Here is a 12,983-nt window from a genome sequence, read left to right on the forward strand (position 1 = left end):
TAATCTTATTTATTATATTTGCAAACTTTGAAGGTTTATGAGGCAATTAACAGTAATCATAATAACACTATTTAGTATACAGTTTAGCGCTGCTCAAATACATGAATTTGGCTTGTATTTAGGCGGTTCTAATTTTATAGGAGATGTTGGAGCAACAGATTATATTGCGCCAAAAAACCTAACTATAGGTGGAATTTATAAATGGAATAGAAGTCCAAGACATTCGTACAGAATTTCATTACTGTTTAGCGAGCTAGAAGGAATTGATAAAAACTCTGATGACCCAAGTCGTCAAATCAGAGGATTAGAATTTAATAGTCAAATAATAGAATTATCTGCTGGAATGGAGTTTACCTTTTTAGATTTTAATCTTCACAAAGGAGGTTTTGTTTCAGCACCATATTTATATACAGGTGTTACAGTAACAAAACACGATAACTTCTTCTTAGCAAATTCAGGACAATTAGAACCAGAAGGAACCGAGAGTTTTGCTTACGGTATACCAATGGTAGTTGGTTATAAAGCAGCAATTGCACAACATTTTGTGCTTGCTTTTGAAATCGGTGCACGTTATACATTTTCAGATGAAATTGATGGAAGTGTGCCAGATGCAGAAGAACTTCAAAGTAGAAGCTTTGGTAATTTAAATAATAATGATTGGTATACCTTTACAGGTGTAACACTAACCTATACATTTGGTAAAAACCCTTGTTATTGCGCATTTTAAGTGAGTATTGATAAAATAAATAAAGACTATTTACCCAAACATCTAGCTATTATAATGGATGGAAATGGGCGTTGGGCAAAACAAAAAGGCATGTTACGTGCTATTGGTCATGAAAACGGAACAAAAGCAGTTAGAACAACGGTTGAGTCTTGTGCAAAATTAGGTGTAGAAAACTTAACACTTTATGCGTTTTCTACAGAAAACTGGAACAGACCAAAATTAGAAGTAGATACACTAATGAAGCTTTTAGTGTCTTCACTAAAAAAAGAAATTAACACACTTTTAGATAATAATATTAAGCTAAACGCTATTGGTAACTTATCATTATTACCAAAAAAAGTGTCCAAAGAATTACAAGAAGTTATTAATTTAACTAGCAAAAACACGCATATGAATCTTACTTTAGCACTTAGTTATGGGTCTAGAGAAGAGTTAGTTACAGCTGTTAAAGAAATCAGTAATAAAGTTAAAAATAATATAATTTCTGAAGAAAGTATTGACCAGTCAGTTATAAATAAGCATCTTTACACGAACAATTTACCAGATGTAGACTTGCTTATACGAACAAGTGGAGAACAACGTATAAGTAACTTTTTGTTATGGCAAATAGCCTATGCAGAGTTGTATTTTACTCCAGTACTTTGGCCAGACTTTACAGAGCAACACTTAAGTGAAGCTATTATAGAATATCAAAAAAGAGAACGACGATTTGGGAAAACAAGTGAACAAATTAGCTAAACAATTACCATTGAAAACAGCATTACAATACGTTTTAATTACCTTCATATTTGCCATTTCAGCATTAGGTAACGCGCAAGAATTAGACTACGAAGGCGGAGAAAAATATAAACTTGCCGGTATATCAGTAAAAGGAAACACAACCTTTAGTGAACAAACCATAATAACCTACTCGGGATTAAGAAAAGATACCGAAATACAAATACCAGGAGAACAAATAAGTAATGCTATAAAAAAGCTTTGGAGTTCTAATTTATTTAGTGATATAGAAGTTTACTTAGTCAAAACAGAAGGTAAAGATGCCTTTTTAGAAATAAGATTATCAGATCTTCCAGAATTAAATGAAATTAACATCACAGGTGTTAAAAAGAATAAGAAAGAAACTATAATCAAAGAAAATAAGTTACTTAAAGGGACAAAGGTTACAGAAAACCTAGTAACAACGACAAGAAACTACCTTGAAAATAAGTATAGAAAAGATGGTTTTTTAAATGCAGATGTAAAAGTAAATACTACAGAAGTTGTTAGTGACTCTACATTTAAGCCACAAGTAAATATGTTTGTTGCTGTAGATAAAGGAGAAAAAGTTAAAGTTAAAAAGATCAACTTTGAAGGTAACGAAGTCTTATCGGACAAAAAGCTAAGAAAAGCAATGAAAAATACGAAGCAGAAAAATCCAATTCGTATTTTTAAACGATCAAAGTTTATTGAAGCAGACTACAAAGAAGATTTATCTTCGATTGTAGACAAATATAAAGAGATAGGTTATAGAGATGCACGTATTATTTCAGACACTTTAACATACAATGGAGAAGAAACCGTGTCTTTAGACATAAAAGTAGAAGAAGGAGAAAAGTATACTTTTGGAGACATTACATTTATAGGTAATACAGTATATTCTGATGAGTTCTTAAAAAGAAAGCTAAGAATTGAAAAAGGAGACACATATAATGGTATAGAACTACAAAAAAGAATAGCAGATGCATCTAGTCCAGATGCAGATGACCTTACAAACTTATATCAAAATAATGGATACTTATTCTCAACAATAAACCCAGTAGAGGTTAATGCAGATGGTAACGTTATCGATATGGAAATTAGAATAAGCGAAGGTAAACCTGCTTATTTTAACAAAGTAACAGTTGTTGGTAACAACAAAACAAATGACCATGTTATTTATAGAGAAATAAGAACACGTCCAGGAGAATTATACAGTAAAGAAAATGTAGTAAGAACAATAAGAGAGTTAAGTCAACTAGGTTTCTTTGACGCAGAACAATTAACACCAAATTTTAAAAATGTAAATCCAGATGAAGGAACTGTAGATATGGAATACTCTGTAGTAGAATCTGGATCTAGCCAAATAGAATTGCAAGGTGGTTACGGTGGAGGAGGATTTATTGGGACCTTAGGTTTATCTTTCAATAACTTTTCTTTAAAAGATATATTCAAAAAAGATGCTTATACGCCAATTCCAATGGGTGATGGACAAAGATTAGCTTTAAGATTACAAGCTAGTAGATTTTTTCAAACCTATAGTTTCCAATTTTCAGAACCTTGGTTAGGAGGTAAAAAGCCAGTACAATTCTCTACCTCTATATCACAAACAAAACAGTTTTTATATAATCCGTTAACACAAAACGCAGATAAGGATAGACGTTTTAACATAACAGGTATTACTTTCGGTTTAGCTAAACGTTTATCAGTCCCAGATGACTATTTTACCTTATCTCAAGCAGTAAGTTTTCAGCATTATAACTTAAAAAATTATAACACAGGATTATTTACATTTGGTGATGGTTACTCAAACAACTTATCTTATACGATAGGTTTAACAAGAAACAACACTTTTAATGATCCTATTTTCCCAATGGGAGGATCTAACTTCTCTATTACAGCAAAAATGTCATTACCGTACTCTGTGTTTAATAATGTAGATTATGAAGCATTAAAGCAAGAAAGAGAAGATAATATAGCTATAATTAACGACTCTAACAGCACAGTAAGCGAGTCTAACGCAGCATCAAGTAGAGTTAGCGAAATTGACCAAGAACGTTTTAAGTGGTTAGAGTTTTACAAGGTTAAGTTTAAAGGAGATTGGTACACTAGATTAGTAGATAAGTTAGTATTACGTCCAAGTGTAGAATTTGGTTTCTTAGGAGCTTATAATCAAGATAGAGGAATTATACCTTTTGAACGTTTCTTTGTTGGTGGTGATGGTTTAGGAAATTATAGCTTAGACGGAAGGGAAGCGATAGCCTTAAGAGGTTACCAAAACCAATCCTTATCAACTCAAGATGGAGGAACAATTTATAATAAGTTTTCTTTAGAATTACGTTATCCAATAACCTTAAAACAATCTGCAAAAATCTATGCGTTAACATTCTTAGAAGCAGGTAATTCTTATAATGATTTTAGGAGCTATGATCCTTTTGAGTTAAAAAGATCTGCAGGATTTGGTGTAAGAATTTTTATGCCAGCATTTGGATTATTAGGTATAGACTTTGGACATGGATTTGATCCACAACCAGGCGAAACTTCAAAACATGGTTGGGAAACTCACTTTATCATAGGACAACAGTTTTAAAAAAAACAATGCTAAAACCCAATAAAATAGGTTAATAAGCTTGATAGTTTACTAATTTTTTTATTTTTGGCACGATATTTTCTAATAACAAGTTGAGGATTTAATAAAAGAATTAAAATTTTTATAATTAAAATTCGTTATTTTGAAAATAGCAGCTTAAACACAAATAATTTGGCGGCTAAGTTTAAATTAAAAACTAAATAAATCCAACATGAAATTTAAAGTTCTTTTAGTATTGTTCATATTAAGTGTGTCCTATCAAGCAAATGCACAACGTGGCGTAAGAATAGGTTATATAGATACTGAATATATTTTAGAAAATGTTCCAGAATATACCGAAGCTACTAAGCAATTAGAGTCTAAAGTACAAAAATGGAAAACTGAAATTGAAGGTCGATTAAATACTGTAAAGCAAAAACGCGAGGCACTTAATAACGAAAAAGCATTGTTAACAAAAGAGTTAATAGAAGAGCGTGAAGAAGATATTTTATTTGAAGAAAAAGAAATATTAGATTACCAACAAAAACGCTTTGGTCCTAATGGTGATTTGATGATTCAAAAAAAGCAGTTAATGCAACCAGTACAAGACCAAATTTTTCAAGCAGTACAAGACATAGCAGCAAACAAAAAATACGATTTTGTTTTTGATAAATCTGCAGATGTTGTTATGCTATATTCAGCAGAACGATTTGATATTAGCGACTTAGTAATAAGAACAATAACTAGAGCATCAAAACGTAAACAAGCAACAAACAGAAAAGAGCGTAAAGAAGCAAAAGAAGAAGAAGTTGTAGAAGAGATTAATGACTCTCAAGAAGCTAGACAAAAAGCGTTAGACGAAAAAAGAGCAGCAAGAGAAGCTGCTGCAGAAAAACGTAGACAAGAAATATTAGAAGCAAGAGAAGCAAAGAAAAAAGCAGCACAAGAGAAGAGACAAAAACTTATAGAAGAACGTGCAAAAGCAAGAGAAGAAAAATTAAAAGCTAGACAAGAAACTAAAGACGAAGAAAACCCATCTTTTGATGGAGACGAAAATAATAAAGAAGATAAAACATATTAAAAATAATAAGAGCTAAACCTTAAAAAGTTCTTAGATAAACACTAATAATTTATAACACAAATACTATTTAAAATGAAACAAATTAAATCACTTTTATTCGCTGCAGCATTATTTATAGGAGCAACAAGTTTTACTAATGCTCAATCAAAAGTAGCGCATATTAATGTTGGAGAGCTTGTAACTTCAATGCCAGAGATGAAAACTGCACAAGCAGAAATGGAACAAATGGGTAAAACGTTTGAAACTGACATTCAAGAAATGATGAATGAGTATAAAACAAAAGCTCAACAATACGAAGCAGAAGCTGCAACAAAAACTAATGAAGATAACCAAAAAAGAGGTGAAGAGTTAGCAGGTATGCAACAAAACATTAGACAATTTCAAGCTAATGCACAACAACAATTACAACAAAAAGAATTAGATCTTTTAGAGCCAATTACAAAAAAGGCTAAAGCAGCTATTTTAAAAGTAGCAAAAGCACAAGGTTTTGATTATGTATTAGATTCTTCTCAAGGTTCTGGAGTAATCATGGCAGAAGGTAAAAACTTATTACAAGACGTTCAAAAAGAATTAGGATTTTAATTAAAATCTCTTTTAAAATACAATAAAGCTGTCTAAATTTAGACAGCTTTTTTTATACTATAATTTTTTATGAATAAACAGCCTATTGGTATTTTTGATTCTGGAGTTGGAGGTACTTCTATTTGGAAAGAAATACACGCTTTATTACCCTACGAAAACACTATTTACCTTGCAGATAGTGCAAATGCACCTTATGGGCCTAAAGGAAAAGATGCTATTATAGCATTATCAGAAAAAAACACCGAGTATTTATTAAATCAAAATTCCAAAATAATTGTTGTAGCATGTAATACAGCAACAACAAATGCCATTAAACATTTAAGAAAAAAATATGATGTGCCTTTTATAGGTATAGAGCCAGCAATAAAACCTGCAGCATTACAAACGCAAACAAAAGCTATTGGTATTTTAGCAACAAAAGGCACTTTAAGTAGTGAGCTTTTTTTTAACACCTCACAATTATACTCTAATGGAATAGAAATAATAGAACAAGAAGGAGAAGGTATTGTACAATTAATCGAAAGTGGTAATATTAATTCGGAAGAGATGAGAGCGCTTTTAGAAATTTATTTAAAGCCAATGCTAAATGCTAATATCGATTATTTGGTGTTAGGTTGTACACATTATCCGTATTTAATACCACAACTTTTAAAAATGCTTCCTAAGCATATAAAAATAATAGACTCTGGTGAAGCTGTTGCTAGACAGACAAAAGCTATTTTAAAACAGTTAAACTTGCTTAATATAGCGGATGTTAAACCAGATTTAAAATTTTATATCAATTCTAATCCAAAAGTGATGTCTCAACTTTTAAATAATAACTTTGAGGTAAATCAAAAAGATTTTTAGTCATAAAAAAAAGCCAAGTGTTACACTTGGCTTTTTTATTATATATGTTCAGTTCTATACTTCTTCAGCATCTCTTAAGCTTTGAATGTAAGCTGCTTTTTGAACTTGTTTTCTTCTTGTTACAGAAGGTTTTGTAAAGTATTGCTTGTCTCTTAAGTTTTGCATTACTTTAATATTTCTGTGTTTACGCTTGTAACGTTTTAAGGCGCGTTCTATGTTTTCGCCTTCTTTAATTTCTATTCTTAACATATCAGTATTTTAAATCTTTTGCGAATATCCCTCAAATATTAGGATTATTCAAATTATTAATGTTTTATTTTATTTTTTTAACCTAAATAGGTCTTTAAAATCTTACTTTTTGATGTTTGACGTAACCGTCTTATACCTTTTTCTCTAATTTGCCTAACGCGTTCTCTTGTAAGATCAAAGGTTCTTCCAATCTCATCTAATGTCATTGCTGGTTGATTACCTAAACCAAAATTTAATCTAATTACATCACTTTCTCTTGGTGTTAAAGTTTCTAATGCACGTTCAATTTCAATATTTAAAGACTCATGCATTAGTTGATTATCAGGGTTTGGAGATTCTCCAGATTTTACTAGATCATAAAGGCTATAATCTTCGCCTTCTTTTAGCGGTGCATCCATAGATACGTGTCTGCTAGAGATACGCATAGATTGTTTTACATCACTTATGGTTAGGTCTAACTCTTTAGCAATTTCTGCTGCGCTTGGCGGTCTTTGATTAGCTTGCTCTAAATGAGATGTAACTTTTCTTATTTTATTAATGCTTCCAATTTTGTTAAGTGGTAATCTAACAATTCTTGATTGTTCTGCTAAAGCAGAAAGAATAGCTTGTCTAATCCACCAAACAGCATAAGAAATAAATTTAAAACCTCTAGTTTCGTCAAAACGTTTAGCTGCTTTTACTAAACCTGCATTTCCTTCGTTAATTAGATCTGGAAGTTTTAAGCCTTGATTTTGGTATTGTTTGGCAACAGAAACAACAAAACGTAAGTTAGCAGTGGTTAATTTATCTAAAGATTTTTGACATCCTTCTCTAATTTTCTTGGCTAATTCTACTTCTTCTTCAGCAGTAACCATAGGAAGTTTACTTATGTCTTGTAGGTATTTGTCAAGTGATTTAGATTCGCGATTGGTAACTTGTTTCGTAATTTTTAATTGTCGCATTCAATGTAGTTTAATGTTTAACATTTTCAATCTAACAGAATATTCGACAATTCCTAATATTTAACAGTTTTTTAGGTGTTTTGTTGTGAAGTTTTTAAAAGAATTAATCAGATTTCTTCTTTTTTCCAAAAAGTCCTCCTAACACGTCTTTTACATTATTTTTAGTTTTTGTAGAATCTGTTTTTGTAGAGTCTTTTGGTTTGTTTCCGCCTAGAAGTCCGCCAATAACATCTTTTACTGGATTATTAGTAGTGGTTGATGTACTGTCACTGCTTTGATTGTTGTTGTTTAAAATGTTACCTATAGCATCATTAAGCTTGCCTTTACCTTGGTTTATTAATTTTTGTTTTTGAATTTCGACTAACTGCTGTGTTAATGTTTTTACACCGCTAGTTAAGTCTGTAGACACTTGCGGTTTTGTTGTGTTACCAGAAACAGATGCGGTTACAGGTATTGTAATATTGTTTACTGCAGGATCGTTAATTTTATTTATTAGTGCGTTTACATCGCTTCCTAAATACTTTGCAGGTACATCAATAACTACTTGATAGTTCATTGTGTTGCTAAAAGAATGCGATCCGCCAATTGTCATTTTTATGTCCTTATATTTTATATCAAACGGTTGTACATTGACTTGACCATTATTAAAAGATAATTTTGCGGTAAGGTCTTTTAGATTAAGCTTACTAAAGTCTAAAAAGCTTAATTTGTTTTCTAAAGCTGTAAATAGCTGTTCGTTTTTAGGCTTAAATTCTCCAGTTAATAATTCCGCGAAAGCGTCACCCGAAATTGTATTTAAAATAGGTGTAAAATCTTGACCTAATGTACCAGAAATATCAATAGAGCTGTTAAGTTTTCCTTCTAAAGCTTTAGCGATAGGCGCTAACGCTTGTAACATATCCAAGCCATTAAATGATTCTGAAATATTAAAGTTAGAAGCACCAAGTTGCATCTTAAATGTAGACTGCTCTTTCGTGGTGTCCACTAAACCGTTTAAGCTTAAATTACCATCAAAAATACTTGAAGTCATATTGTTTAACTGCGCTTTACCATCAGTTATATTTAAGCTACCTTTTACATCTTTTAAAGTAAGATTGTCGTAAACTACGGTAGTTGCATTTGCTGTTACATTACAATCTAAAAATTCTGGTATTTTTAAAGCCGTATCTGGTTCTGTACTTTGGTTTACTGGTGCTTCACTACCGCCTTCTATCATAAAGTCACTAACCACAAATTTGTTTGAGTTGACATTAAAATTTCCTTTTAGCTTTTTATTGCTTAATAAAAAACCAAGTAAATTATTTATTGTACCAGTTGCGTTTAAATCAGACTGTCCTGTTGTTGCATTAAACTTATCAAGTTTTATAGTGCCTGGATTAAAGTTAACTTCTGCATTACTTATATTAATTGGGTTTACTATATCTGCTGAAGAAAACTCAAATCCACTAACGCTAACCATACCGTTGTTTTTAATGCGTTCGTATGCATTAGTTTCGATAGCATTCATATCAAAACTAGTATTTAATTTAGCCTTTAAAATACCTTTTAATTCATTCTCAAGTTCAATTGGGTACGCTTTTGTAATATTAGCTAAATTTAAAACACCATCAATATTAGCGTTTACTAACATGTTAGTCGTTAGATTTTTTATAGTAGCCGAACTCTTAAAAACATCTTGGTCTATTTTAAAATTAAGCGCATTTAAGTTAACGTAAGTATCGTCTACTAAACCAGTTTCGTTTTTTATTTGTGCGTTAATATTGATGTTTTCTACACGTTTTGGTAGATCTGCAAATTTAAAAGACGCATTATCAGATAGAATATTAATATCTAGAGTAGGTATGGTTTCTTCAGTTACTTTTCCTTTAATAATTCCGTTTACTTTAAAGTTTCCAGTCGTATTTACGTTGTCTAAGTTTTTAGCATAGGTCTTTGGGATAACTGCTAAAAACTCTTTAAATGAAGAACCAGGATTTTCAAAAGAAATGTCAATCTCTTGTCCGTCTTCAAGTTGTTTTACGTAACCTTTAAATTGCAACGGTAAATCATTTACAAAACCTTTATTGTCTTTAAATGTGTAAGTTTGATTAGGTATGTCTAAATCTATTAAAGCGTCAAGTTTGATTAGATTATTACTTAAATATTCTGTGCTATCAAGGCTGAAAGTTACGTTAGCTTCTGTTTTTGTGTCTAATTGGGAAGTGCCTCCAGAAAAAATTCCGTTACCTGTATGATTAATGTTGGTAACTTTTATTAGTGTATTAGCGCTTTCATCTATATAATTAAAAGCACTATTATTTATGCTGTAATTTTCAATATCAAAAGCAAAACCATCATTATTTGAAGTGTCAGATGATGTATTGTTGGTGTTTTCTTTTGCAATGTCCCAATTTATTTGTCCGTCTTTGTTTGTTTTTAAATTAATTAAGGCGTCATCAACATTTATGCTGTTTACAATAATTGGATCTTCACTAGCGGTCTTAAAAAGTTCTTTTACAGACATATCTAAAGATAACTGTTTTACGCTGGCTAAAGTATCATTTTTAAAAGGCTCAAAATTGGTAATTACCAAATTGTCTAAGGTAACATTAGCTTGTGGGAAGCTTCTAATAAAACTTAAGTCTACATCATTAAATTCAACTTTTGCATTTACATTGTTGTTAATGAAATTTTTAACCATATCCTTTATTTGACTTTGAAAAATAAACGGACTAGCTATTAAAAGTAGAAGTAGAATTAAAAATGAAATTCCGATAATTTTAAGCTTTTTCTTCATGAGAACTTTTTAAGTTGAATTTTCATACGAATTTACGTATTAAAATAGGTAAAAAGATCTTGATAAGCTTAGATTTAATATAAGTTTAGCATTTTTAAAGTAGATTTATCTCTTCGTTAACTTTAAGCTTAAAACGCTTTCTAAAAAGATATACACCTAAGTACAAAAATGGTGTGTCGATGATGGCTATAAAAACCTTAAATAAAAAACCGCTAATCAATAATCCAGCAAATTTATCCCAACCAATTTCACCAAAAGAACACAGTAAAAATAAAACTGAAAAGGTGTCTACAAACTGAGATAAAAAAGTAGAGCAATTATTACGCAGCCAAAGCATTTTTCCATTGGTTAATCGTTTCCAAAAGTGATAAATCTGAATATCTACAAGTTGCGCTAATAAATAGGCCATCATACTGGCAAATACAGCAATAATAGTGTTGCCAAATACTGTGGTAAAAAGAGAATTGTTAACAGGCGACCAACTTGTAGCAGGAACAAGATTGGCGGTGTAAACTATTAATAAAGAAAAAATAGAAGCAAAAATACCTGCAATTACAATTTGGTTTGCACGTTTTTTACCATAAATCTCACTTATTAAATCGGTGATTAAAAAGGTAATCGGGTAAGGAAGAATACCAACAGAAATCTCAAATAACTTAGCGCCAAAAATTTCAATATCAAAAGGATGCCAATAAAAAAACTTCTGAAAAATTAGGTTAGAAACCACCAAAGAGGTTATAAATAAGGCACCTAAAAAAAGGTAGATTTTTTGAGCAGCTAGTTTGTCTTTTAAGGTCATAAAAACTTATTAACAGTTTGTGTAAAGATAAGGACTAAGTGAATTTCTTTTAGTTATTTTGTCAAAGATTTATGAAGGATTCTAAAACCGTATACATAGCATTAGGTAGTAATAAAGGCGATAAGTTTAAAAACTTACAACTTGCTGTAGATGCTATTTTTGAAAAAATTGGCACAATAATTAGTATTTCAAAAGTCTATCAAAGTCAAGCAATGGGCTTTGAAGGCGATGATTTTTTAAATACATGTATAGCTGTAAAGACAAAACTAACACCTAAAAAAGTACTTAAAACACTTCAAGACATTGAAGTGAAATTAGGTAGAAAACCTAAAAAAAGTGAAGGTTACGAGTCTAGAGAAATTGATCTAGATATCATTTTTTTTGAAGATGAAATTTTAGATGAAAGTAACTTAGTAATTCCTCATCCAGAAGCTCATAAACGTAAATTTGTTTTAGAACCCTTAAAACTAATTGCAGCTAAAACAGAACATCCAGTTTTAGAAAAAACAGTTGAGCAACTTTATGAAGCTTGCGAAGATCAAACGGCTTTAGAACCTTATAATATCTGGCTAAAAAACCCAATTAAGCAGTATAAATTATCTAAAAATAACTATATAGCTATTGAAGGTAATATTGGAGCTGGTAAGACAAGTTTATCAACACAAATTGCGTCAGATTTTAATGCAAAATTAATTTTAGAGCGTTTTGCAGACAATCCGTTTTTACCAAAGTTTTATAAAGAGCCAAATCGCTACGCGTTTACTTTAGAGATGTCTTTTTTGGCAGATCGCTACCAGCAAATTAGTGATGATTTAAGTCAACTAGATTTGTTTAAAGATTTTATTGTTAGCGATTACGACGTGTTTAAATCTTTAATTTTCTCAAAAATTACGCTACAACCAGACGAGTTTAAATTATACCGAAAGTTATTTTATTTGATGTATAAAGATATTGCAAAGCCTGATTTGTATGTGTATTTATATCAAAATACTGAGCGTTTACAAGCTAACATTAAGAAAAGAGGTAGAAAATACGAAAGCGAAATAGCAGACGATTATTTAGAAAAAATTAATGCAGGTTATTTAGATTTCTTAAAAAGTCAGTCAGATTTTAATGTGAAAATTATTGATATTTCTGATAAAGATTTTGTGAAAAATAGAGCAGACTATTTATGGCTTTTAAACGAAATAAATAATGGAGTACAAGATAGTCAAGACCGATAAAATTTTAATTGTAGGTTTAAGTGCAACTGCTAATTTTTTAAATACTAATCAAATAACTGGTCAGTTAGCAAGACAATTTATGCCAAGAGTTGAAGAAGTAACACATAGAAAAGACAACTTTAAATTGTCACTTCATAAATACTCAAGTTTTAATATTTCAGAATTTAATCCTAATCAAACGTTTCAAAAATGGATAGGTGTAGAGGTAGATAACTTGCAATCTGTACCAGAACATATGGAAACTTTAACTATAGATCCTGGCAGATATTTAGTAGTAAATTTTGAAGGAACTATAGCAGCATTTGTAAGCTTTTGGCAAGACCTTCATTTTAATTGGCTACCAAATTCAGAATTTGAAATAGATAATAGACCACATTTTGAAAGACTAGGTCTAGACTATAACCCAAATCAAGCTGTAAATAAGGAAGAAATCTGGATTCCTATAAAGTAAC

At 30.7% G+C, this 12,983-nt stretch carries 12 protein-coding genes; 8 read left to right on the forward strand and 4 right to left on the reverse strand.

Going from position 1 to position 12,983, the window contains the following annotated elements; all coding sequences use genetic code 11:
- Nucleotides 1-37: 37 nt before the first annotated feature.
- From porG to murI, 6 genes are all read left to right on the forward strand, one after another.
- Nucleotides 38-727, forward strand: a complete 690-nt coding sequence (gene porG / locus FHS04_RS09785; RefSeq protein ID WP_106676456.1) for a type IX secretion system protein PorG — start codon at nt 38-40, stop codon at nt 725-727.
- 54 nt (nt 728-781) lie between these two features.
- A complete protein-coding gene (locus FHS04_RS09790) occupies nt 782-1,465 on the forward strand; it encodes an isoprenyl transferase (protein WP_221184980.1) in 684 nt (227 codons plus the stop codon).
- Nucleotides 1,437-4,052, forward strand: coding sequence for a BamA/OMP85 family outer membrane protein (locus FHS04_RS09795; RefSeq protein ID WP_106676460.1), 2,616 nt, complete (start codon nt 1,437-1,439; stop codon nt 4,050-4,052). Before FHS04_RS09790 ends, FHS04_RS09795 begins: the two co-directional genes overlap by 29 nt.
- Nucleotides 4,053-4,263: 211 nt before the next feature.
- Entirely contained in the window at nt 4,264-5,112 is an 849-nt protein-coding gene (locus FHS04_RS09800; protein WP_106676462.1) for an OmpH family outer membrane protein, read from the forward strand.
- Nucleotides 5,113-5,184: 72 nt separating this feature from the next.
- A complete protein-coding gene (locus FHS04_RS09805; protein WP_027880484.1) occupies nt 5,185-5,694 on the forward strand; it encodes an OmpH family outer membrane protein in 510 nt (169 codons plus the stop codon).
- A 69-nt stretch (nt 5,695-5,763) separates the two neighbouring features.
- Nucleotides 5,764-6,543 carry a glutamate racemase gene (gene murI, locus FHS04_RS09810; RefSeq protein ID WP_106676464.1) on the forward strand — a complete coding sequence of 260 codons (780 nt, stop codon included), beginning with the start codon at nt 5,764-5,766 and terminating at the stop codon, nt 6,541-6,543.
- A 54-nt stretch (nt 6,544-6,597) separates the two neighbouring features.
- Here the strand turns inward: murI and rpsU are convergent, their stop codons facing one another.
- The 4 genes from rpsU to FHS04_RS09830 form a co-directional block, all read right to left on the reverse strand.
- A complete protein-coding gene (gene rpsU, locus FHS04_RS09815) occupies nt 6,598-6,792 on the reverse strand; it encodes a 30S ribosomal protein S21 (RefSeq protein ID WP_027880486.1) in 195 nt (64 codons plus the stop codon).
- A gap of 77 nt (nt 6,793-6,869) precedes the next feature.
- Nucleotides 6,870-7,733 (reverse strand): sigma-70 family RNA polymerase sigma factor, encoded by an 864-nt coding sequence (locus FHS04_RS09820; RefSeq protein ID WP_027880487.1) that lies wholly within the window; start codon nt 7,731-7,733, stop codon nt 6,870-6,872.
- 103 nt (nt 7,734-7,836) lie between these two features.
- Nucleotides 7,837-10,509: an AsmA family protein gene (locus tag FHS04_RS09825; protein ID WP_106676466.1), complete on the reverse strand. Its 2,673-nt coding sequence runs from the start codon at nt 10,507-10,509 to the stop codon at nt 7,837-7,839.
- Nucleotides 10,510-10,603: 94 nt separating this feature from the next.
- Nucleotides 10,604-11,308: a queuosine precursor transporter gene (locus FHS04_RS09830; RefSeq protein ID WP_027880489.1), complete on the reverse strand. Its 705-nt coding sequence runs from the start codon at nt 11,306-11,308 to the stop codon at nt 10,604-10,606.
- A 71-nt stretch (nt 11,309-11,379) separates the two neighbouring features.
- Here FHS04_RS09830 and folK point away from each other — a divergent pair, with 71 nt between their 5' ends.
- Together folK and FHS04_RS09840 are read left to right on the forward strand one after the other, a co-directional pair.
- Nucleotides 11,380-12,531, forward strand: coding sequence for a 2-amino-4-hydroxy-6-hydroxymethyldihydropteridine diphosphokinase (folK, locus tag FHS04_RS09835; protein WP_106676468.1), 1,152 nt, complete (start codon nt 11,380-11,382; stop codon nt 12,529-12,531).
- Nucleotides 12,503-12,982 carry a GyrI-like domain-containing protein gene (locus FHS04_RS09840; RefSeq protein WP_106676470.1) on the forward strand — a complete coding sequence of 160 codons (480 nt, stop codon included), beginning with the start codon at nt 12,503-12,505 and terminating at the stop codon, nt 12,980-12,982. Before folK ends, FHS04_RS09840 begins: the two co-directional genes overlap by 29 nt.
- The last annotated feature ends 1 nt before the right edge of the window (nt 12,983 follow it).

It is taken from the genome of Mesoflavibacter zeaxanthinifaciens subsp. sabulilitoris, from assembly GCF_014191595.1.
Classification (GTDB): Bacteria; Bacteroidota; Bacteroidia; order Flavobacteriales; family Flavobacteriaceae; genus Mesoflavibacter; species Mesoflavibacter zeaxanthinifaciens.